At 61.8% G+C, this 19,856-nt stretch carries 24 protein-coding genes; 8 read left to right on the top strand and 16 right to left on the bottom strand.

All coding sequences use genetic code 11. From position 1 onward, the window contains the following. Positions 1 to 530 precede the first annotated feature (530 nt). From AS156_RS20995 to AS156_RS20960, 7 genes are all read right to left on the bottom strand, one after another. The gene (locus AS156_RS20995; protein WP_136626348.1) at positions 531 to 1,247 is read right to left on the bottom strand and encodes an ATP-dependent metallopeptidase FtsH/Yme1/Tma family protein; all 717 of its coding nucleotides are present in this window, start codon (positions 1,245 to 1,247) and stop codon (positions 531 to 533) included. An 11-nt stretch (positions 1,248 to 1,258) separates the two neighbouring features. Beyond that, on the bottom strand, positions 1,259 to 1,921 hold the full coding sequence (locus AS156_RS20990) for an HK97 family phage prohead protease (protein ID WP_066508196.1): 663 nt from the start codon (positions 1,919 to 1,921) through the stop codon (positions 1,259 to 1,261). A gap of 71 nt (positions 1,922 to 1,992) precedes the next feature. Beyond that, positions 1,993 to 2,967 carry a hypothetical protein gene (locus AS156_RS20985; RefSeq protein WP_136626347.1) on the bottom strand — a complete coding sequence of 325 codons (975 nt, stop codon included), beginning with the start codon at positions 2,965 to 2,967 and terminating at the stop codon, positions 1,993 to 1,995. Between the two features lie 79 nt (positions 2,968 to 3,046). Next, positions 3,047 to 3,478: a hypothetical protein gene (locus AS156_RS20975; RefSeq protein WP_136626346.1), complete on the bottom strand. Its 432-nt coding sequence runs from the start codon at positions 3,476 to 3,478 to the stop codon at positions 3,047 to 3,049. 8 nt (positions 3,479 to 3,486) lie between these two features. Beyond that, positions 3,487 to 3,816, bottom strand: coding sequence for a hypothetical protein (locus AS156_RS20970; protein ID WP_136626345.1), 330 nt, complete (start codon positions 3,814 to 3,816; stop codon positions 3,487 to 3,489). 473 nt (positions 3,817 to 4,289) lie between these two features. Then, positions 4,290 to 7,364 (bottom strand): DUF5906 domain-containing protein, encoded by a 3,075-nt coding sequence (locus AS156_RS20965; protein WP_066508185.1) that lies wholly within the window; start codon positions 7,362 to 7,364, stop codon positions 4,290 to 4,292. Between the two features lie 484 nt (positions 7,365 to 7,848). Further along, a complete protein-coding gene (locus tag AS156_RS20960) occupies positions 7,849 to 8,043 on the bottom strand; it encodes a hypothetical protein (protein ID WP_066508184.1) in 195 nt (64 codons plus the stop codon). A gap of 112 nt (positions 8,044 to 8,155) precedes the next feature. Here AS156_RS20960 and AS156_RS20955 point away from each other — a divergent pair, with 112 nt between their 5' ends. Together AS156_RS20955 and AS156_RS20950 are read left to right on the top strand one after the other, a co-directional pair. Then, positions 8,156 to 8,800 carry a hypothetical protein gene (locus AS156_RS20955; RefSeq protein WP_136626344.1) on the top strand — a complete coding sequence of 215 codons (645 nt, stop codon included), beginning with the start codon at positions 8,156 to 8,158 and terminating at the stop codon, positions 8,798 to 8,800. A 9-nt stretch (positions 8,801 to 8,809) separates the two neighbouring features. Then, on the top strand, positions 8,810 to 9,979 hold the full coding sequence (locus tag AS156_RS20950; protein ID WP_066508178.1) for a tyrosine-type recombinase/integrase: 1,170 nt from the start codon (positions 8,810 to 8,812) through the stop codon (positions 9,977 to 9,979). A 623-nt stretch (positions 9,980 to 10,602) separates the two neighbouring features. Here the strand turns inward: AS156_RS20950 and AS156_RS43420 are convergent. Then, complete coding sequence (locus tag AS156_RS43420) at positions 10,603 to 10,743, bottom strand: hypothetical protein (RefSeq protein ID WP_201456083.1); 141 nt, start codon at positions 10,741 to 10,743, stop codon at positions 10,603 to 10,605. Between the two features lie 1,428 nt (positions 10,744 to 12,171). Here AS156_RS43420 and AS156_RS20940 point away from each other — a divergent pair. Next, positions 12,172 to 12,555 carry a DUF992 domain-containing protein gene (locus AS156_RS20940; RefSeq protein ID WP_245312994.1) on the top strand — a complete coding sequence of 128 codons (384 nt, stop codon included), beginning with the start codon at positions 12,172 to 12,174 and terminating at the stop codon, positions 12,553 to 12,555. A 53-nt stretch (positions 12,556 to 12,608) separates the two neighbouring features. Here the strand turns inward: AS156_RS20940 and AS156_RS44685 are convergent, their stop codons facing one another. Beyond that, on the bottom strand, positions 12,609 to 12,836 hold the full coding sequence (locus tag AS156_RS44685; RefSeq protein ID WP_066508171.1) for a hypothetical protein: 228 nt from the start codon (positions 12,834 to 12,836) through the stop codon (positions 12,609 to 12,611). A gap of 476 nt (positions 12,837 to 13,312) precedes the next feature. Continuing rightward, complete coding sequence (locus AS156_RS20930; protein WP_066508354.1) at positions 13,313 to 13,729, bottom strand: SRPBCC family protein; 417 nt, start codon at positions 13,727 to 13,729, stop codon at positions 13,313 to 13,315. Positions 13,730 to 14,013: 284 nt separating this feature from the next. Between AS156_RS20930 and AS156_RS20925 the strand changes: the two genes are divergently transcribed. Both AS156_RS20925 and plsY read left to right on the top strand, forming a co-directional pair. Further along, on the top strand, positions 14,014 to 14,319 hold the full coding sequence (locus AS156_RS20925) for a hypothetical protein (protein ID WP_066508169.1): 306 nt from the start codon (positions 14,014 to 14,016) through the stop codon (positions 14,317 to 14,319). A gap of 18 nt (positions 14,320 to 14,337) precedes the next feature. After that, the gene (plsY, locus tag AS156_RS20920; protein WP_066508168.1) at positions 14,338 to 15,024 is read left to right on the top strand and encodes a glycerol-3-phosphate 1-O-acyltransferase PlsY; all 687 of its coding nucleotides are present in this window, start codon (positions 14,338 to 14,340) and stop codon (positions 15,022 to 15,024) included. A 45-nt stretch (positions 15,025 to 15,069) separates the two neighbouring features. Here plsY and AS156_RS20915 read toward each other — a convergent pair whose 3' ends face one another. The 3 genes from AS156_RS20915 to AS156_RS20905 all read right to left on the bottom strand — a co-directional run bounded on the left by AS156_RS20915 (position 15,070) and on the right by AS156_RS20905 (position 17,264). Then, entirely contained in the window at positions 15,070 to 15,708 is a 639-nt protein-coding gene (locus AS156_RS20915) for a 2-dehydro-3-deoxy-6-phosphogalactonate aldolase (protein ID WP_066508167.1), read from the bottom strand. 11 nt (positions 15,709 to 15,719) lie between these two features. Continuing rightward, positions 15,720 to 16,634, bottom strand: a complete 915-nt coding sequence (locus AS156_RS20910) for a 2-dehydro-3-deoxygalactonokinase (protein WP_066508166.1) — start codon at positions 16,632 to 16,634, stop codon at positions 15,720 to 15,722. A gap of 414 nt (positions 16,635 to 17,048) precedes the next feature. Beyond that, positions 17,049 to 17,264 (bottom strand): hypothetical protein, encoded by a 216-nt coding sequence (locus AS156_RS20905; RefSeq protein ID WP_066508164.1) that lies wholly within the window; start codon positions 17,262 to 17,264, stop codon positions 17,049 to 17,051. 195 nt (positions 17,265 to 17,459) lie between these two features. On the opposite strand from AS156_RS20905, the gene AS156_RS43415 reads away from it, so the two are divergent. Next, a complete protein-coding gene (locus tag AS156_RS43415) occupies positions 17,460 to 17,633 on the top strand; it encodes a hypothetical protein (protein ID WP_201456082.1) in 174 nt (57 codons plus the stop codon). 30 nt (positions 17,634 to 17,663) lie between these two features. On the opposite strand, the gene AS156_RS41025 is transcribed toward AS156_RS43415, so the two are convergent. Further along, positions 17,664 to 17,933 carry a hypothetical protein gene (locus AS156_RS41025; RefSeq protein WP_245312993.1) on the bottom strand — a complete coding sequence of 90 codons (270 nt, stop codon included), beginning with the start codon at positions 17,931 to 17,933 and terminating at the stop codon, positions 17,664 to 17,666. Positions 17,934 to 18,049: 116 nt separating this feature from the next. Beyond that, positions 18,050 to 18,226 carry a hypothetical protein gene (locus AS156_RS43410; protein ID WP_201456081.1) on the bottom strand — a complete coding sequence of 59 codons (177 nt, stop codon included), beginning with the start codon at positions 18,224 to 18,226 and terminating at the stop codon, positions 18,050 to 18,052. A 187-nt stretch (positions 18,227 to 18,413) separates the two neighbouring features. Between AS156_RS43410 and AS156_RS20895 the strand changes: the two genes are divergently transcribed. Both AS156_RS20895 and AS156_RS20890 read left to right on the top strand, forming a co-directional pair. After that, positions 18,414 to 18,638 carry a hypothetical protein gene (locus AS156_RS20895; RefSeq protein ID WP_066508160.1) on the top strand — a complete coding sequence of 75 codons (225 nt, stop codon included), beginning with the start codon at positions 18,414 to 18,416 and terminating at the stop codon, positions 18,636 to 18,638. Between the two features lie 314 nt (positions 18,639 to 18,952). Continuing rightward, positions 18,953 to 19,309: a DUF6481 family protein gene (locus AS156_RS20890; protein WP_066508155.1), complete on the top strand. Its 357-nt coding sequence runs from the start codon at positions 18,953 to 18,955 to the stop codon at positions 19,307 to 19,309. Positions 19,310 to 19,407: 98 nt separating this feature from the next. Here AS156_RS20890 and AS156_RS20885 read toward each other — a convergent pair whose 3' ends face one another. After that, the gene (locus tag AS156_RS20885; protein ID WP_066508153.1) at positions 19,408 to 19,647 is read right to left on the bottom strand and encodes a pentapeptide MXKDX repeat protein; all 240 of its coding nucleotides are present in this window, start codon (positions 19,645 to 19,647) and stop codon (positions 19,408 to 19,410) included. Positions 19,648 to 19,856 lie beyond the last annotated feature (209 nt).

Genomic DNA, 19,856 nt, shown 5'->3' with positions numbered 1-19,856 from the left:
GCATCGAACGTCCCGCGAGGCGTGTGCACTTCAAACTCGTTTTTTGGAGTGCACTGCTTTCCCTCGCGGCTCCAGCGACTTAGCAAAGATTTTGTAAAGCTGGCGGGGCCCGGGCACTGGTGCTCCGGAGTTCACCACTGCAAACATTGCGCATCGCAGGGAATCGCTGAGACTCGGTCCCTTGCTGCGAAGATCGCGTCGATAGCCCGTCGCCTCGTATCGCCGCAGCGCCGCGTGCAGATCCTTGACCGAGACCGCTAGCCGGTACGAGCCGCGCTCTTGCCCCCAGGCGTTAAAGAGTTCGAGGATGGCAGCGTCGCGCGCATGGCGACTGGCTGCCCTGGACGCTGGCTCGCCGCCGCGGCCTCTCGTCAATCCGAAAGCTGCCCCGACGGTGCGCTTCGGATTCCTTAGCGCTCGCCTGACCAGCTCGATGTATTCGTGTGCAACCGGCCAACCACTCCTAATCAGCAGCTGCTCGAGCTCCTCGCGACCTGGCGTCGTTGAAGTTGCCTGCTTCGGGGAGAGGCTCATCTGAGGGCAGCCCAATATGCGCGCCGGCGCCGCTCTTGTTCGAGATCCTCATGGGCCAGCGTGCTCATGATCACCTGATCGATCGCCGCGCCGTCCATCTCCTTCCGTTCCTGCAACGCGCTGGCCAACGCGACGAGCACGCTGCGATATCTCGACAGCATCTCCTCCGCCTCGGAGCGGGCAAACTCAAGGAATTGCCATGCAGATCGGTCGGAGGTGCAGATTGTTTGCGCGTATCTGGCCGCCTTGAGATAGTCCGAAGAACAAGCGCGCTCGTTGTACTCGCCGAAGATGAGGTTCTCTGCGGCAGCGCCCGCCAGTGTCTCGACGACCCTGTGAAACGCGCCGAAGAACCATGACTCGGCATCCTCGCGGTCCTCGCCGTGGCGCGGCATATGTTGATCGACGACGCCAGTGACATCGAAAACGGTGCGTTCGCCATCACGCAACGATTGCTTACGATCCGGCTCACCCCCGCCGGCCCAAACGCAGCCACCATACCCGAGATCGACGTCAGCAATCACGGTGGCAAAATGGACCTTCCAGTCCAGAATGCGAGCAACGATCGCGTGGCCAGCCTCATGGACTGCAACGCGATACGAGCTGACCGCTTTCGCATCCGGATAGATGAGCCGAGCCGCGCCACCGGTCTCACCCGGAACCGACGGCGGGCTCGGCTCGACGCGTGCCGGGATGCTGCGGCGCGCGATCATATTGCCCTCCATTACGTTCCCCATGTCTTACGGTGGGGAAAGTAGAAGTGCCTGCGGCGAAAACTCGACAAGGTCCCGGTCTCTGGCAGGTTGAGCGCCGCCTGGTGGCGCGTGCGCATGCGGCCAAGGATTTCCGCCGCCCGCTCGGCGCCGATCGGCGCCGACGACGACATGGACCGCGTCGAGCGGATCATCGCGTCCGGATCCGCCGGCACGCTGACCAGCGACACCTCGAGCAGCTCCCAGCGGACCGCGGTGAAAACGTACTGCTCGTCCCACATGAGCCGCTCGCGGTCGGGATCAACCACGTTGCCGTCATCGTCGGTGACCTGCCACTCGTCGACGCGGTAGCCGATCGAGATGCCCTTCAGCGTGCCGCGTGCCACCAGCCCCTCGGCATTGCGTCCGGCGTCGCTATCGTCGAACGAGAGAAGCCCGATCAACTTTCCTGCTTCGATCCTGACCTGCGAGACGCGCCCGAGAACGCTGCCGATGCCGGCGATGTTGTGGCTATCGATCAGCGGAACGAGCCCGCTCTGAGCTCGTCCGAGATCGACGGCCTTTGGGGTAATCTCGAGCTTTTCCGTGCCGTACAAGCGCCTGACCGCGGCGCCGATCGAGAGCACCGCCTCAGCCGTATGAGATTCAGGGTCGTAGCTGCCGACGCTGGCCAAACGATGCTCTCGCGACGGTGGCCGCCACCCGCGCGGGCAATCACGGAAGGCAATCTCAGATGTGATGGTGTTCACGCAGCCTCTCCGCTCGGATTACCCGGACTAGTTTTGATCACGTACGGCTCCCCGCGATCGAGCAGCTCGAAAAGCGGCTGCACCTTCGAATGCATGATCTTGCTCTCCTCCGGCACAGCTTGCTCTCGCTGAAGAGATGTTTGCGCTTCGCCGTCCAGCAGCACGCATTTGCCCAGGGTCGGCTGGCCAAAGCCGTGCCACTGGCGCCAGCTTGCGACGCTCTTGCCGGCGCGCGGATCACCGAGCCGAACCGCAGCGCCGCGGTCGATCGCGCGTTGGGCCAGGAGCGGCGCCAGGTCGATATACCGGTTGCAATCTTCGATCCGAGTCAGACTGCCTTCGGTCCATGCGATGGGCTTGACCGTCCAGACGCGTTCCAGGACGGCCTTTGGAGGAGCCGGGACCGGCGCCGGCGCACGACGTGGGATTGGCGCCCGTCCCTCGAACACTGAACGCGAAATTCCCTTGGCCTGATCGAGAGCCACCGCGCCTGCGAGCTCGAGTTCAACCGCGGCCGAATGCGCGTACTTGGCTATCGCACCGAGATCGAAGGCAACGTGCTCGATCTCCGTTGCCGCCTGAGAGAGCGTTCGAAGGGCTGCGAGAGCGCCCGGAAGCGCCTTCTCGAACGACACAAGATGCCTGTCGATCTCAGCGGAGGCTTGAGTGCGCTCCGTCCGATCTTGTTCTTCCGCAATCCGGCGGTCTACATCTGCGATCTGCTCATCAAGTCGAGTAACAGCCAGGTCCAACGCCTCTGCGTGGCTCTTGGCATCTTCAACGCGCCGCTTCGCCGCATCGACAGCGGCATCGTCGTCGTTCTCGATCAGAATCTCCGTGCGCGAAGCGATCGCGGCCTGCAGGTCGGCCCCCGCCGACTTCGCCTTGACGGCGAGCGCTTCCCGGCGTCGGCTGAGCCGCGCGCGATCGGCTTCGAGCGTTGCGGACGGCGATTTCTTGAATAGTCCCATGGCGACCCGACCCTGTTCGTGAACCCGCTCATCTTGGCGCGGATTCGCGAAACCCGGCTTTGCCAAAGCAAAGTTCGGATCAGATTTTCAGGCTTCCGACTTTGCTTTGCGCAAGTTTGGACAACTTTTCTGCCTCACCCTCCACGACACGACGGGCGTGGAGGCCGTTATTCCGCTCGATCTGATCGAGCAGCAGCCGCCGCGACACAAGCCAGGTGCCGGCAAACCGCAGGCCGATCGGAGATCCGTCATCGTCCGAACGTTCGCAACGGAGGCGAACCGCTTGTGACGTGACGTTGAGAATCGTCGCAGCGTCGACCGTGGTGAGTATCTCTCCGGAGCGGAATTCGGTCATCCACGAGGGCGTGCTTGTCGTCGAGTGATGCTCCTCGGCCGGCAGCGCTGCAGCGAGACATTCGGCAATGCCCTTCGCCGAAGAGATGACCGCGCTTTCGATGCTAGCCACTCGGGCTTGAGCATCGTCAACCGCCCTATCCCCAACCGCTTTCATCCTCCTCCTCATTGTCGCAACCAGGCCAGAGGATCATTTGCAGGGACTTCCTGCGACCACTGCTGCGACGGGTCGAGATTTGCTGCGAGATCGGCGTCCGCTTGTTCTACCCAAATCCGCGCGCGCGGGCCATCACCGATGATAGCCGCCTTGCTGATCTTGCCCGTTGCGATCCACTTCGTGACCGCCTGCGGCGAACGGCTCTTGAGCCTTGCGTACTCGCCCTTCGTGCGGATCGTTCGCATGGAATAATCTTCTCCGGTAGAGAACTTGAGTTTTGAGGTGAAATTGAATTTTACCCTTTTTGAAAATTTCACCTTGCTAGAGAGGTCGATCACTCGGCTGTGCCGCATGAGGCCGCGGCCAGGAAGGACCCGTGAGGCCTACCCCTTCGCGGCAGCGTCATATTGAACAATATTCATCGCCTGCTCCATTGTTTGCTGAGAAAAAGACCGAACAAATCGGTACGTCTTTTTCGGCGGAAGCCGAACCGGACGGAGTTGCCCAGGGTTGGCATCGGTCCACGGTGTCCATGCTGGTCTTTTTGCGTGGACCGCAAGAAGCACCTTGTAAATTAGGCCCTGGTCCACGGTGTCCATGCTGTCCAGGATAATTTTTAAGACAGGGCAATTTCGTTGTGCCTACCTCACGTCTCGCACAGCGCTGCTTCGCCACATATTTTTCTATACGCGCGCGCGACGTGGACAGCGTGGACACCGTGGACCAACGCCCGTTTTTATTGGATTTCTTTTGGTCCAAGGAAATATGACAGCCCGGACAGCGTGGACCGAAGCCCGGTTTAACTGGACTTCTAGAAGCTGATATCGCCGGCATCTGGCCCTCCCGTATCAGCTCGACTGTGCTGGTCCGGTGTCAGTGCAGGCCATTTCATCGGCTGGCCGAGGTACCGTTCGAATGATTCGCGACAATCTTGTAAGGATGGCATCTCATAGCAACGCGTCCGCCTGACAACTCCTGGCTCTTTTTCAATCGCTGGACGTGTGTCGCGGATCTCTGGAGCGAGCTTCTTAATTCGCTTACCAAAGTCGGCGCTGCCGCGTGCGCGGCCAAGATTACGGGCTTTCACTTCGTGCAGGTACTCACTGTAGAGGTCATCCCTTGCGACGACGTTTCGCCAATCCTCATCGCCATGGATCAACAAGCCCTCATGAAGCCGGCTGTGCCAAAATTCGTCGATAGGATCCAGCGAGCCGATCTTCTGATCCAACAGAGCTTCAGTCTGTGGCACGTCCCAAATATTAAACTGGTCGAGATCCAGCGTTTGCAATTCGAAAAGCAGCCGCTCGCGGCCGCCTCGATCGAGCTCCTCGTCTATCTCAGCGAAGTAGATGTTATTGCGCTGGCATAACGATCCGACGTCTAGAACAAAAAAGCGACGTTCGTCACCCGTCGCCGGAACCACCCAACTCTCGTTGCTTGTCATGACGACATGAACGAAGTTCCGCATGCGGACCGGATCGATGCCTTTCGCCTCGACCATTTGAATTTCCGAGGTGATGAGCCCCTTCAGTCTTCCCTCGGCCGACTTGTCGCCAGCCCACAGTGCCTCGTCCGCCTGTAGCAGAAGACAGCTCGCCATGTGGCTGTTGAATTGTCCTGTAAGATACCGGGCATCATCGACAAGGAAGTAGTGCGGAGCGAATAGCGACCCGATCACCTCGCCAACCTTAGTTTTTCCGGTTCCTTTTGCGCCCCGCAACACTAACGCGACGCCAGCGCGAACTCTTGGCCTCTGCACGAGGTGAGCGAGCCAGCCCATCAGATATCGAAAGAGTTTTTCATCCTCCTGGCAGACATTGACCCGCAGGTGGTCCTTGAACTTCTCGCAGCTTCCGTTTGACGAGGGAGCGACGCTGAAACCGCGCCATAGATTTAGATAGTTTGCCGCGCCAGCGATGCCGTCGGGATTGGGGAAAAACTCAACGCCAGCATACTGCCGACGGCGCCGATGACGTAGCCACGCCGTCGCCCATGTAACGGGTTTCACCTTGCCATCTGCTCCGCGGACCTCGGTAAACTTGTTTGCGAACCACTGGCTCATGGCGTCGAATGACAACAGCCGAACGCGGTCGTTGACGGGGCCGTGGGGCTGCTCGTTCACGACGACGGCCTTGCCGCCCCAGATGACCAACGCGAAGCTTCGGTTGAGGTCGTCTATGTCAAAACTGGAAGGATCGTCGTCTGGCGGTTCATCTCCCCCGCGGCCGGGGGCAGCGGGAGAGGACAACGCGATCTGTATGGCGTTATCCTTCGCTGGTGCGTGACCGAGATCCCGCGGCCGCTTCTTGCCCGCCTTCAGGCCGGCGGCGATCGCGGCCTTGACGGGCTTCGCGCCATGCTCGCCGATCATGCCGGCGCCGGCGGCCGCCTGCTCGAGCGAGGCTTTTGCGAAGGTCTCGACGATCGCGTCGGCCGCGACCAGCTCGCCGAGCTGCTCGGCGATCGCGAGCAGCGAATCCATGCGCGTTTCCGCAGGCGCGGCGGTCAGGTCAGCCAATAGCCGCCCGAGCTCGGCCGAGCCGATCTGGCGGCGCTCTTCCAGGGTCAGATGAACCGGTGGGGCGGCGTCGAGGGCCGACCCTGGATCTTCGATCGCTCGATCGACAATATCGGCAATCCGGGCTAGCGCCGCGGCGGTCGCGACATCGTCGCCCTTCGCATCGCGCAGCAGGTCGTCGAAGTCGATGCCGCCAGGCGCCCAGGCAATGCGCACAGTGCGGCCCGGTCGCGAGTAGCGGGCCGCGGCGCGCGACATTGCCTGCCGGGTAGAGAACGGCTCAGACGTAGAATCGCCGAGCAGCACCAGGTCCGTCACACTATCGGGGATCTCAATCGCCGGCGACGTCAGGTCGGGCACCGGACCAGACACCTTCACGGCTCGGCCCGTCTTTTCGTTCTTGAGTGTCGGATGAATCACCGAGGCGGCGGCCTTGCCGGCGAGGTTGCCGAGATCGCAGCCCGACCAGAATGCGGCGGCCGACATGTCCCTGCCCGTCGATGCCAGGGCCATGTAGACCGCGGTGGTCTTCTCTATCGCCTCGCCGATGACGAGGAACTCGGGCTCGACCGGGCCGGTCAAGGCGACGAAGTTGCCCTGTTTCGAACCGCGTGATTTCTTGGCGTCGAGCATCTCACCTTCCCATTCCAGCTGCAGCTTGCCCTTTTCGCGCGCCAGATCGAGGTAGGTGAAATGCAGGCCCTGGAACTCACGCCGCGCATTGATGATGGGCGCTACCATCGCAGGGCCGCGATGCGCGATCGTATCCTTGTCGACGTGGTAAGGCATTGCCTCGACCGACTTAATCGGCGCAGCACGGCCCGTCGGCGCCGGCGGGAACGTCAAGCCGCGGATGCCAGCGTAGATCTCGGCCGACGAGCCCGCAAACGGATGAGCACGATCATAAATGTCGCGCACGGTGCGGATCTCGCGGGCCCGGTAGATATTGTCGTCCTGGATCCGTCGGCGCTCGCGCTCGGCCGCCTGGGCCTGCAGCTCCTCACTCTTTCGGCGTGTTTCCTCGGTGATGGCGCTGCCGCGCGCCGGCGGCGGCTCACCGACGATCAGCTCGCACGCTGCGACAAAAGGCACACCGCGCGTGTGCATGACCATCGCGACGACGTCGCCGCCGACGCCACCGCGCCGGCAATTGAAGACGCCCTTCGCCGGATTGACCGCGAAGCCGTCGGCGACGCGGCGCTTGCCCTTGACGTCCGATCCGCCGCCGCACAGCGGGCATGGACCGACATGCTCCCGGGACTTCTTCCGGAGCTTGGCGTTCACGATGCTGCTGGTGGCGACATCCAGAATCTTCGCGTCAAGCGCTCTGCGCCGCCATGCTTCGAAAGCGTCATCGGGTCCGCTCATTCAACCGCCTTCTCCGGCGGCGGCTCGGACCACGTCATTTAGCGCATCAATTTCCGATGCCGAGCATAACGGAAGATCGCCAGATGGCCGCCAGCCAACGACGAGCAGGCGGTATCCCCGAGCATGGCCGAAATCCTCGGGGCAGTGGGAAACCCGATGTTGGAGCGGCGACGAGTCAGGCAGCCCGTGCGAGTGAATATTTCGGCAGGTCGGGCAACGAAACTCAATTATCAGCGCGCCACTTGGCGCCCTTGATTTATAGGCGGGGATGATCGGATTCTTTGCCGATACCCTCTCTAGAAGAAGATCGGACGGGCTGAGCGATGCCGCCACAGCTTGAATCTCTTTGACCGCTGTCCTCCCCGCTATGCGATGCTCACTCATATGCACGCGTGCGGCCGCGAGCAAAACCTGACGCAACGTGCCACGTCTCGGCTCTGGAACGTGTCGCCCCCGGACCTTCACCATGTCGCGAGCGCCCTGCCTAGAGGCCGAGCTGCTTGCGGAGAGGCGCCGTGATGATCGCCTTTTTCTTTCCGATCGGCATGACTGCGATCTCGCCGCGGTTAATTGCCTCGTAAATGCCATTTCTGCTCAGAGGCAGGACCTTCGACCGGAAGAGCTCGTCCGGGGTAATCGTGGGCTTCGCCAAGAGGTCATCGATCTCTTGCTTCGTCATCGCGCCAGGTCCTTCATTCGCCCTATTGGAATGTTGTAGAGCTACGACATTCTAGGCGAATTGCAACGACAATATTGTAGACCTACAACATTATCCACTGTATGGTCCGGCCATGATCAGTCTGAATGCATTCCTTCCCGCTCTTTCCGAACTGGTTGGCGTGTCACCCGGCGTGCTTTACGAACGCCAGCGGTCGCTCGTGAAACACGGCCTGATTAAATCGCGCCCCGGTCGCGGACCTGGAAGCGGTGTGCCACTCACATACGCCAACGTCGCCATGCTCCTGATCGCCTATATGGCGGCGGATGCCCTTGCCGATGTTCCGATGCGAGTCGAACGCGCTGCGAATGGAAAGGCTCGAGCGGAGCACAATGAGAATCTGTTAGCCGCTCAAGGTCGACCGACAAAAGCCAATTTTCAAGAAACGATCGAAGGTATCCTCGCCGATCCAGAGATGGCTGCCTCAGTAGAAAGCATAGAAATCGATCTAGCTGGCTCAGATGCACTGGTTAGCTGGTTATGGCTAACTGGGAAACAGGAATATACGCGGTTCAGCTTTACCGATCAGCGCGAATTTACAGCGGCGCGCAGGCGCGAGCTGCATGGAATCGCAAAGAAAGCCTTCGTGACGAGGACTTTCCTCATCGATTTGAGCACGAAACTAAAGAGCCTCGTTGAGGATGGTGCTATTTCGCCGCGTTCAGTCGACCGCAAACGCAGTCGACCTTCCAGATCAAGCAAGGACCAAAAGGCCTAGGAGTTTGCTATGGGCACCGTACGCAAGCGCGTCCTACCATCCGGCCTTGTGACGTGGCGTGCTGCATATACCGACGGCGCCGGCAAACGTCGGACGAAGCAGTTCGCGCGCAAGAGCGACGGTGAGGCCTGGCTGGTCGAAGTTCAGCACGACGTAGCCCGTGGCATTCACACGCCGGCAAGCGTCTCCCCCACGATCAAGCAGGGCGCCGCATTGTGGATCAAACGCTGCAACGAGAAAGGCCTCGAGCCGTCGACCGTGAAGGGCTACGAGGAGCACGTAGACCTGCACATCGTTCCGTTTATCGGAGCGAAGAAAGCTTCCGAGTTCAACGTTCCGATGGCCGACGCATTTGCCGATCAGCTTCGCGATGCCGGCCGCTCGGCCGAGATGATCAAAAAGATCATTGGCTCGCTCGGAAGCATTTTCAAGGATCTGCGGCGCCGCGGCCTCTGCAGCATCGCGCCGACCGCGGACGTCGACCTCGACCTTCCCGAGCGCGATGACCCTCGACCGGTCATACCGACCAAAGCCGAGCTGCAATCGATCATTGCAGGCGCTGCCGGCCGCTGGCGCCCGGTCGTCCTGACCGCCATCTTCTGCGGGTTAAGATCCAGCGAACTTCGTGGCCTCGCCTGGTCGAATGTCGACCTCGAGTCGAAGCAGTTAAGCTTGACCCAGCGCGCCGATGCCTCACACCGCATTGGCAAGCTCAAATCGAAGAAGGCCTATCGATTGATCCCCTGCCCTCCGATCGTCGTCAATGCGCTCCGTGAGTGGAAGCTGGCTTGCCCGAAGGGAGATCTCGGGCTGGTCTTCCCGAACGGCGTCGGCAAGGTCGAGAGCATGTCAAACATGCTCGATCGTGGCCTGCATCCGATCCTCCTGGCCAAGGAGATCACCGAGAAGGTGGCCGTCCTTGATGCCGCCGGCAAACCTGTCATAAACAACGCCGGCGAGCCCGTGATGCGGGAAATTCCGAAGTACGGCCTGCACTCGCTGCGCCATGCCTGCGCATCCCTGTGGATCGAGAGCGGTTATAACCCGAAGCAGATCCAAACGCTGATGGGCCACAGCTCCATCAAGGTAACTTTCGACGTGTACGGCCATCTCTTCCCCGACGCCAATGCCGACCAGCGGGCGGCCGAGGGCGTCCAGGCGCGCCTGCTTGGCGGGTAACCGGCGTCAGAAATGGTACCAATTGTGCACCGTTTTCTGACTGCTCAATGTCGGACTGGGCAAAGGCGCTTTGAGACGCGAACGGTACACAAAAGCCCTAACATATTGATTTGCTTGGGCACTCCGAAGGTTTCTACTCCGCGGGTTGCAGGTTCGAATCCTGCCGGGATCGCCACGACCGTAAAGCACCACTGCCGTGCATCGGCGTGAACACGGATTGGCAAATGTCACACGCCTGTGGCACGCGTCCTGCTCTATGCCCCTCGCTGGGGATTGCAGGGCCAGCTTGAAACAGGGCGCCGCCGGGACAGTGGTATTTCGAGCCCGGCGGCGTATTTTTTTGGGACGAGCCGGTCAGTCGCCAGGCCAGCGAGACCAGGCGCCAGCCGTCTCAAGTCTCGCGCGAAACCATTTTCATCGACTCACGAAACCGCGCGGAAACATTTGGGCGGTACAGATTCCCCAACGATAAGGGGAAGTGTCATGATGGAAGCCACCATCGCCGCGCTGGCGTTGTTTAGCGCCGCTGTCTTTCTTGCCCACGCGTACGACGCTCTGCACACGCATTGATCGGAGTGGGAGACGCCCCCTGATGGGCGCGCCTGGCAGGCAGTGGGCCGCCGTTATTCGCGGGGCTCCTGCTGCGGCTTCTCGGACGGCAGCATCGCTTCGACGAATTTGAGGACCGCCTGCCGCTTTTCAGGATCGCTGAGTTTCGAGAACGCGCGCAAGAGCCTGAGGGCTTCGAGGTCTTCGCGTTTCACCCGATCTCTCATGCAAGAAACATGTATGACGCGGTGCTGCCCGCACCGTCATCGCCTCTGCAACATCAAGCCTAAAATCAGTGTCTGCCCGTGATCTGATCGCGAAAGAGATACCCGGTTAGCCCGAACAGAGATGCGCCAGCTATGACGAAAAAGACGACCTGCACCACAATCATGTTGGAGACCCCTCCAGGGTCCTTTAACATCGTGACTGCGGCTACGTAAATTCCGTCAATCTACGGGCCCGCGAAGGAAACCTCGCAAAGAGCTATAGGATCATCTGACGAAAACCGTCTGGATGATCCGCACCTACGGAGCGATCCATAGGCCGAGCCCGATAATCGCAACTGCGACGGCGATCATCAGCACATCCGTTGTGAGCCAATCCGGAAGCCCGCGTCCTGGCCTTTCACTCATGTCCGCGACTCCTTCTGTTCGCGTCGAGGCCCGGTATCTTGAAGCTGGAAGGCATAAGCTCGCGTGAAGTAGTTCACACCAAGTCCGAAAACCAGGGCTTGCCGACCTCGTAAAAAATCACGACTTCCATCCACCAATGGTTGCGAGATTATTTCCGCTCCTCTGAACATTGCTCGCCGTTGATTCTTGGTCCGCAGTTTATTTTTGGACGGGGAGCATTTTGGAATGACTGACTTGGAAAGCGCGCAGCCATCTGTGCCCGGTTTCGTTTCATCGGTCGCGCCACGCGCAGCCGTTCAACTGAAAGACCAGGAAGACGCGGATGCCAGGAGTCTCTGGCCGGTCATTGCCGTGCTCGTGGGGAGCGCCGCGATGCAAGGCGCCCCAAGGGCCGGTCAAGGCCACGCCTGGTGAATATTCAGCGACCGCCCGATGAGCAGCTTCGCGAAAAGGAAGAGCGATAGTCAGCTGACGAGCGATTTAGCACAAGCCATGCCTGCCAAGGTTAGCGCGCAAAAAGCGAACGGCACCGCGCGCAAGTTCGGATGTCACCCCATCCTAAACGGTTATCCGACTAGGAATTGGCAGCGCGGATTTGAATCGATCCGCGCACAGCATTCGAAATCAATAGCGCGATTCCCAGGCCCCAAACTATATTCCCGCGATCAGACCAGGAGCCTCCGAACAATGAGAGATACGCTGCATAGCAAATCGTGACGATCGCAATCGCCCTAGTAAACGGCGCACTCACTTTGCCTCGCGAGGCGCCAGGCCAGGACACGATGATGTGAGGAAACTTCGCGCCCGACGAACAGACACCCCGGCTCATGGCGTGCCGCCGCAGCCACGCCTGAGCTAAGGCTCTCTTAACCACAGATGAGGGATGCCCCCGAGGGAAGCGGACCGATTGCTGCACCATTCGGGTTGTACCGGACCATGCGGACCGCGCGTCATCTGGTCGTCCTTGCGGCGTGTGGCGCAGCCGCCCTCGCTGCGCCCACTGGAACGACCGTGGCGCAGCAGGTACAGGCCGGAACGCTCGAGTGTCGCGGGGGCCCCGATACGGGGTTCATCGTCGGCTCGGTGACCAATCTCAATTGCGTGCTGCATGTCGATAGCGCGCCGGACAGTCGCTACATCGCGGCCATCCAGAACTTCGATGTCTTCATCGGCGACACGGACGTCGCGTTGAACTGGAAGGTGATGGCCGAAGTGCCATGGCTCGCGCCCGACGGCCTCGCCGGCACCTACACCCACGCCGAGGACGCCGGCATCAATGTTCTCGGCGGCGGCGCGAACGGTCCGATCACGTTGAGTCCGCCGACCCGGCCGAACGACGGTTCGCCGCCGCCGGCGAACATCGAGAGCCTGGAGCTTCGACCCATGGATCGATGATCCTGATCATCGTCGAGCGGGTTGTCCTCGTCTCCTCGCGGCCGAAGACCACTCTACATGCCGTGGCTCTCGAAGACTTTCCGGCAGCTCCTGCTCAGCCGCGTTCGGTGTTCCTGCAAGCACTGCTGCACCGCGCTATCATCGCCCAGCTGCTTGCGGCAGAATCGCGCTGCGTCTCGCCTGCACTCTTGCTGCTCCTGCGGCGTTCCCATATGTCCCTGAGCCCAGCACGATGACGTCCCGATCAGCAACGCAACAGCGGCAAGCAAGAGCTGGCGCATCGATCTTCTCCCTAGGTTCGAAATCAATCGCGGGATAAAGCGGTGACCGTCGCACAGTTCCTGCGATCGAACGAGGAACCGAGTGACCGGACGGGCACGTGTCCGAGTGGCCGCAACGCGTGGACCGGCCGGCTCCCTCGCGCCTGCAGGCCCGTGACGGAGCCGATTATCCGCCTATCCCGACCATGGACGAGGCCCGGTCAAGCCATCGACGCGTCGCCTCGTCACTCCAGCCGGGAACGGCGAAGCGGTCCCGCGGGGCTTCGGCCGCGGGCGGACGAGTGACCGCCGGTTGGCGCGCGTGGGAATGACGCGCCGGAGCGGCGCTCGCAGAAGCACACAGGATGACCAGCAGACCAAGAGCCAAGACCGAGCGCATCGCATTTGCTCCTGACGACCCGTGATGAAGACGTCGCGAGACTATCACCTTCCCGCCTCCTCGGCCGATGCGCCGATCCCTCCTCTCCAGCAGCCCCCTATCGGGACCGCGACTTTGCTTCGACGTAACGCTTAAAATTGTCCAGAATCGCCTGCCAGCCGCCGCGCTGTTGCTCGACCGAATGGGTGTCCTCGCTGTCGAAACTGACCTGCACCTTGACGCCGCTCCCCTCCGGCGCGAACGCGACCTGCGCAGTGCGGTCGCCGAAGGAATATTCGATCAGCCGGGGCTCCTCGACCTTGGTGTAGATGCCGGCGAAATCGAAGCCCATGCTGCCGTCCTTGGCTTCCATCCGGGACGAGAAGGCCCCGCCGGCGCGCAGGTCGACGGTTGCCGCAGTGGTGTGCCAATCGTCGGAGGCGGCGTTCCACTGCTTGATGTCATCGGGCGTCGTGTAAGCCCGCCAAACCTCGGCGACCGGTGCGGCAACGGTCGTTTCAACAGTGATCTTCACGTGCTTGTCCTCGTGATCTGCGGATTTGTCGGATGCGCGCATCGTGCCCGGCCGGTACGCCGGAACCGCAACCAATCTAGGGATCTTCCCATCGATCCACAAATGCGCCCAAGTGCCGCTCCACCAGCCGGCCGGCACGCGGCCATTAAACGCCATCAAACGATGCGCGGCCGATCCCGGCGGCGGCACAAGAATTTCGTCAGGAATGACCGTGTAAGGATAGGTCCAATACAAGCCTCGGAACAGCCCGAGCGCGACCGCCTGAACCCTCCCGAGAGAACGCAATGCGGAACCTGAATACCGTCCTGAACAAGCTGAACGATCGATTGCTGCGGCTCGAGGGCGAGCTGTTCGTCCTGCGATCGATCGCGAGAGCCTCGCTGACGGCCGGAGACGAGTCAGCGGTGCGAACCCGCAAGCTGCTCAAGGGCGCCAAGCTGGCCCTCGCCGATGAAGCCGAGCGGCCGCTCGACACCGCGACGCAGAAGTACGTTGCGGCCGCACTCGCTATGGTGGATGAGCTGCTCGAGCAGCCCCGCGAGGCAGCACCGCTGTTCAGGGTGATCGAAGGCGGCAAGTCGATGGATTAGAACGTCGAGGTTATTCGGATGATCTTCTGGGTCGCGAGCGTGGCTGGATTGGCGATCGCCTATCTCATCGGCGCTACGCCCACAGGCTATCTGGCAGGGAGACTACTCAAGGGTATCGATATCCGGGAGCACGGCTCCAAATCCACCGGGGCAACAAACGTGTTGCGAACCCTCGGCACATGGCCTGCGCTGGCTGTGCTCGTGGTGGACGTGCTGAAGGGTGCGGGAGCGATCGTCTTTGCCCGCTGGTTTTACCCCTGGGTCTGCACGCTGCCATCAGTCACGCCTCCGGCTGGAATCGATCCGCAAACCCTGGTGGCCTGGGCCGTGTGCCTGGCTGGACTTGCCGTGTTGCTGGGGCACGGCCGTTCGATCTGGTTGAATTTCACAGGCGGCAAATCCGCAGCAACAGGGCTCGGCGTGTTGCTCGCATTGTCCTGGCCGGTAGGTTTGGGTGCGGCGGCGGTCTTTGCCGTTACGCTGGCCGTCTTTCGGATCGTTTCCCTTAGTTCGATGCTCGCGGCGTTGACTGCGATCGCCCTCGTCTGCGGCCTTGAGCAACCATCGCCCTATCGCGTGCTGGTGATTGCAGGCGGTATTTACGTGATCGTCCGCCATCGCGCCAACATTCAGCGACTACTGGCCGGGACAGAGCCACGCCTTGGGCACGCCAGCCCAGGACCGAAGCTGGAATCTCGACTTTAGTGTCCGCACATTTCGGACTGCTATGTCACCGAGGAGCGCGCTTATTCACTCCCCCGTATCCTGCACCGCCCTGTCGTAGGCTGCGATGGTCGCCTTGGCCCGAACGGTAATGTCTGCCGCCGTCATGCCCGGCTTGTAGAGGCTGCTGCCGAGGCCAAACGCGCGGATTCCGGCCTTTACATAGCCACCAAAATTAGCGTCGGAGACGCCGCCGACGGCAGCGATCATCAGTTTCGGCGGCAGCACGGCGCGGATCGCGGTGATGCCCGCTGCGCCGAGCACGCTTGCCGGAAAGAACTTCAGGCTCGAGGCGCCTGCCTTTGCCGCCAGCAACGCCTCGGTCGGCGAGAACACGCCGGGCATGGTGACCATCGCGCGCTCATTGGCGCGCGCCAGCACATCGACATCGACGTTCGGAGACACCATCAGCCTGCCGCCGACGCCGTGCAGGCGATCGACGTCATCGGCCGTCAACACGGTGCCCGCGCCGATCAGGACATCGGCAGGCGCACGCTTCACCGCGATCTCGATCGAGCGGAACGGCTCAGGCGAGTTGAGCGGAATCTCGATGGCCGTCATGCCGGCCTCGATCAGCGCGCTGACGATGGCATCGGCCTCGTCCGGCTTGACGCCGCGCAGGATCGCGACCAGCGGACTCTTCATCGGTGGAAACGGGATGCTCATGCGTTGATCCTTCAGCTCTTCCAGATTGCCGCCGCAGCTTCGGAAAGGCCGCGACGGACCGCCTCCTCCGCATCGACGCAGCGGAGCGGAATCGACAGGGTTTCGAGGGCCAGTTGATAGAGCCGCTGTAGCCGCCCCGATGCAATCAGCGTGACCATGGTCTCCGGTGAACGTTCGACGAGCCCGGCCGCCAGTTCGAGACCGACCAACGTGCCCGAGATCGTCTCGCGCGCCGCCGCGGCACTGCCGCCGAAGAGAAGCTGTCGCGAACGCACGCGAAACAGCAGGTTGGCGGCGAACGCCGGCGCAGCAATCGCATCCGCAACGGCGGATTTGAAGGCTGCTTCGTCAGCAGCCTCCTCCGCACCGTTGACGGTGTGCGACAGGATCGTGTCGCGCGCAACCGCGCTGAACAGCTCGCCGGTCATGAATGTCGCGAAGCGTTCGACCGTTCCGGAGCGCACGCGCACCCATTTGGAATGCGTCCCCGGCATGCACACGATGGCCTCGCCCGCCGCATCCAGTCCGAGCGCGCCGAGCAGTTGGGTCTCCTCGCCGCGCATGACGTCGGGCGCAGTCGCATCACGCTGCGCGATTCCCGGCAGGATCCGGATGTCGCGCGCCTGCCCGCCGACCACGACGGCGCGATCGAGGATATCGGAGAGATGCGCCGGGGTGTCGATGTAACCGGCCTCGACCCAGCCCTGCCGGGCGCCGGCCATGCCGCAGATCACGACCGGCAGGTCGGCCGCCGCGCCGAGCGCATCCAGATGCGATTGCAGCACGGGCGCAAAGCCGGTCTTGGCGGCCGTCATCATGCCCTCTTCGCTGCGGCGTTCGCCGAGCACCAGGCCCGCACGGTCGATCAGCCAAAGGCGCAAGCTGCTGGTGCCCCAATCGACGGCGACGTATGCGGCAGAGGTCATTTCGGCTCAGGTCCGGAGGTTTGCATGGCAATGATCCAGGGCGATGGTTAGCACGACGACGCGCGATTTGACGAATTCGCCATGACATGTCGGTCAACAAGTAGAGCGGACAGCGAGCTGAATGGTCGGCAAGTTGCATCGTCATGCAGGTTGCGCACACTCTCTCCGTTGTCATGCCCCGCGCAGGCGGGGCGTTCAGTACACCGCGGCCCCTCGCTTCACAGACGTCTCTGGAATACTGGGTCACCCCCCGGAGCCTGTCGTCGGGCGCGCATTCGCGCGACCCGGTGGTGGGTGACGACGCTGCGAAACGAGCGGTTTGATACGTGAATTGGATCTTCGCAGCGCCGCCCGGCGTGCGGCGCCGTCAGCAGACACGCGGTCAATGCTTGCGTCGGCGAATGTGCGGACCGGCTATTGTGCGCCTTTCAGCGTACAGGACGTCGTGCAGGTCGTTACGGTGCCGTGGTCACACTTGATGCAGGCGTTGACGCACTGGTCCATGATCTTGGGATTGTACTGGCTGTAGAGATTGGCCGCGCAAGCGTTGGTCGATCCCGTGACCTCCGGATCAGACCAGCAACCGGACAGGCAAAGTGCTGCGGCACCCAGAATGGCGACCTTGAGCATAAGGCCTCCTGCCACCTTCGATCCGAGTAACCTTTACAAGTTAGGTTAAGTTCCGGTTTCAATTGCGGCCTTATCCGGAAGCAGTATTGCTTATCCACCGGACAAATCCCCAAGGTCCGGGCCCACACCGGCAAAGCCGTCAGGCGCCCTCGCTTGGCGGCTTTGTTGATCCAGTAATACGAGGATAGCAACAAGATGGCTCGAAAGCCGCGCTGGTCGTTCAAGGAGGACCGACGACTGATGGAACTGGCTCGCTCCTCCAAATCGCTCGAGGAAGTCGTGAAGGTCACCGGACGGTCGCCGGAGCGAATCAAGAAGATGGCGATGCGCCTCGGTCTGTCGATTAAGCCCCGGGCCGCAAAGAAATAATCCGCAAATTACGTCGACCGGACCGGCCGCCTAGATGTCCGGCGGGCAGTCCTCCTTGGCCCGCACCCGGATTGTCCGGTTTCCGGCCTGGGCCGTACGGGCGCAGGAGGTGAACACGAAGGCGACCCGGGTGCATTCCCAGTCCGGACCCAGCGCCGCGCTGGAGACCGGCTCGGAGGCTGGGAGGCTGAACGACACCAGTGCCGCCAAACAGGCGCATGTTACGACCGCCGCGGCCAGTGCCGCGCCCTTTCGGGACCACAGCTTGGAGATCATCGCTTTGGTTCCTGTCGATCCCATGCATCTTGGATCGGCTCACCCGGCTCCCCTGTGATCGGGATCACAATCCAGGCCGGCTATTTCGGGTTACGCTGACTCGACGATTTGGGGTCGATACTGCACTGCCGCAAGAACCGTCACCGGTCCGGTTCGATCACATTGCAGTTGGTACGGCCGGACATCACGCAGTCCTGCATCTTGCTCGCCGCGGTCAGGTCATGGGCGAGCCAGAGCCCGACCGCAAGCATCACCGCCGCGATCAAAAGGCCTATCAGCGCACCACGGCGGCTGCCGCCTTCGTCGGAATCACCCATGATCGCTTCGGTTCCAAATCATCCTATCAGCATCATGGCCGCTTTGCCCGGTTGCGTGCGATCAATTCTGCAACAGTCGCACAGCAAAAAATGCTCTAGCTGAACAGCAGTCCCCTGATTCCGTTGCATGCCGCGGCACCTTGCGAAAGACTGCAGGCCCAATGGAGCGCGTGTGCGGGGCGTGCCAATGAGCAAACAGGAAACCACCTACGACTTTCACCGTTACAGGCAGCTGCTGTTGGAAGCAGTCGACGAGACCAGCCGGCTGCAGCTGATCGACCTGCTGATCAGGGAGAAGGCCCGCGACAGGCTGGAGGCGCAGCGCACCTCCGATCGGGTCGCGATGACTGCCGAAACGGTTGCCAAGGTTTTGGGCACCGGCGGGCGGCACGAGTTCTTCCAGCGCGGTTAGGATTTTCGACGAGTCGCGGTGATTGATTACTCACCGGCGCCCGCAGCCCGCCGGGTGTGACCGTCGCGACGAGCCTGCAAACGCGAAGAGCGCACAGGCCGGAAGGCAATATTGCCGAGAACCGCATTGCCGAGAACCGCGAGTCCCTGGCCGGCGCGCCGATCAACACAGCCTCGGGCCATTTGCTGCTCGCTCATATCTCCCCTGCTCTGCTGCCTTCCTTCGACGCTGGCATTTTTGCCGGTGTTCACTTATTGAAACGCCGGAACCGAATCCCATCCCATCACCGAACAGAAAGCAGCAAGGCTTCCTCTATGAGTGGCTTCAAGGAACCGGGTTTTGCCGACCGCCAAAAGGCGGCGATGCAGGCGCGGCAGAACCTCCTCAACAAGTTTCGCACCCAGCCAGGGCCCGACGATCCCGCCGTGAAGGCGCGGGCCGAGGAACGCGCGGCGATCGCCGAACGCCGCGAGAAGGCCAAGGAAGCCCGCGAAGCCGAGAAGGCCGAACAGAAGCGCCAACAGGAAGAGGCTGCCGCAGCCGAAGCCGCCCGGATCGCGCGCGAGCAGGAAGAGGAAGCGGCCAGGCAGGAGGCGCTGCTCGCCGAGCAGAAGGCCAAGCGCGATGCTCGCTATGCCGCCCGCAAGGAGCGCGGCAAGAAGAAGCGCTAAGGCGCTTTCGCGCGAAGCGGACGCCGGTTCGCGCGAGAAAACGCGTTGGCAGGCCCGCCCCGGCGGCGGGCCTGGCGATGACGGAGTGACGGCGATGGTCAGTTCTTCTTCATGCCGTCGTCTTTCTTCATCCCGCCGTCCTTCTTCATGGCGTCGTCCTTCTTCATCATGGCGCCGCCTTCCTTCTTCATGTGATCCTTGGACATCGTGTCCTCCTTCTTCATCGCGTTGTCCTTGCCCATCTTGTCCTGGGCGAACGCGACGGGCGCGAAGGCGAGGCTGAGCGAGAGGATCGCAGCCGAGAGGCCGATGCAGGTCTTGGTGGTCATGATGGTCATCCCTTGTGTGAAGCGACTGTGAAAGCGACGACTGCCGCTCAATGCTCGACGCACCCGGACCGGCAAACGTTACCTCAATAACAAACTCTTGAGCGTGGTGCCGCCCGAATGAGCACCACCCGCACGGGTGTGAACCACGATGCTGCGTCGTCGCGCCGCAGTGTGCGCCGCAGCAACGTCAGCGCTTGCCGTCGCACATCGGCTCGCAC

The sequence above is a fragment of the Bradyrhizobium macuxiense genome (assembly GCF_001542415.1).
Lineage (GTDB): Bacteria > Pseudomonadota > Alphaproteobacteria > Rhizobiales > Xanthobacteraceae > Bradyrhizobium > Bradyrhizobium macuxiense.
The sequence above is the reverse complement of the archived record's forward strand: the minus strand, read 5'-3'. Positions and strand labels throughout refer to the sequence as shown.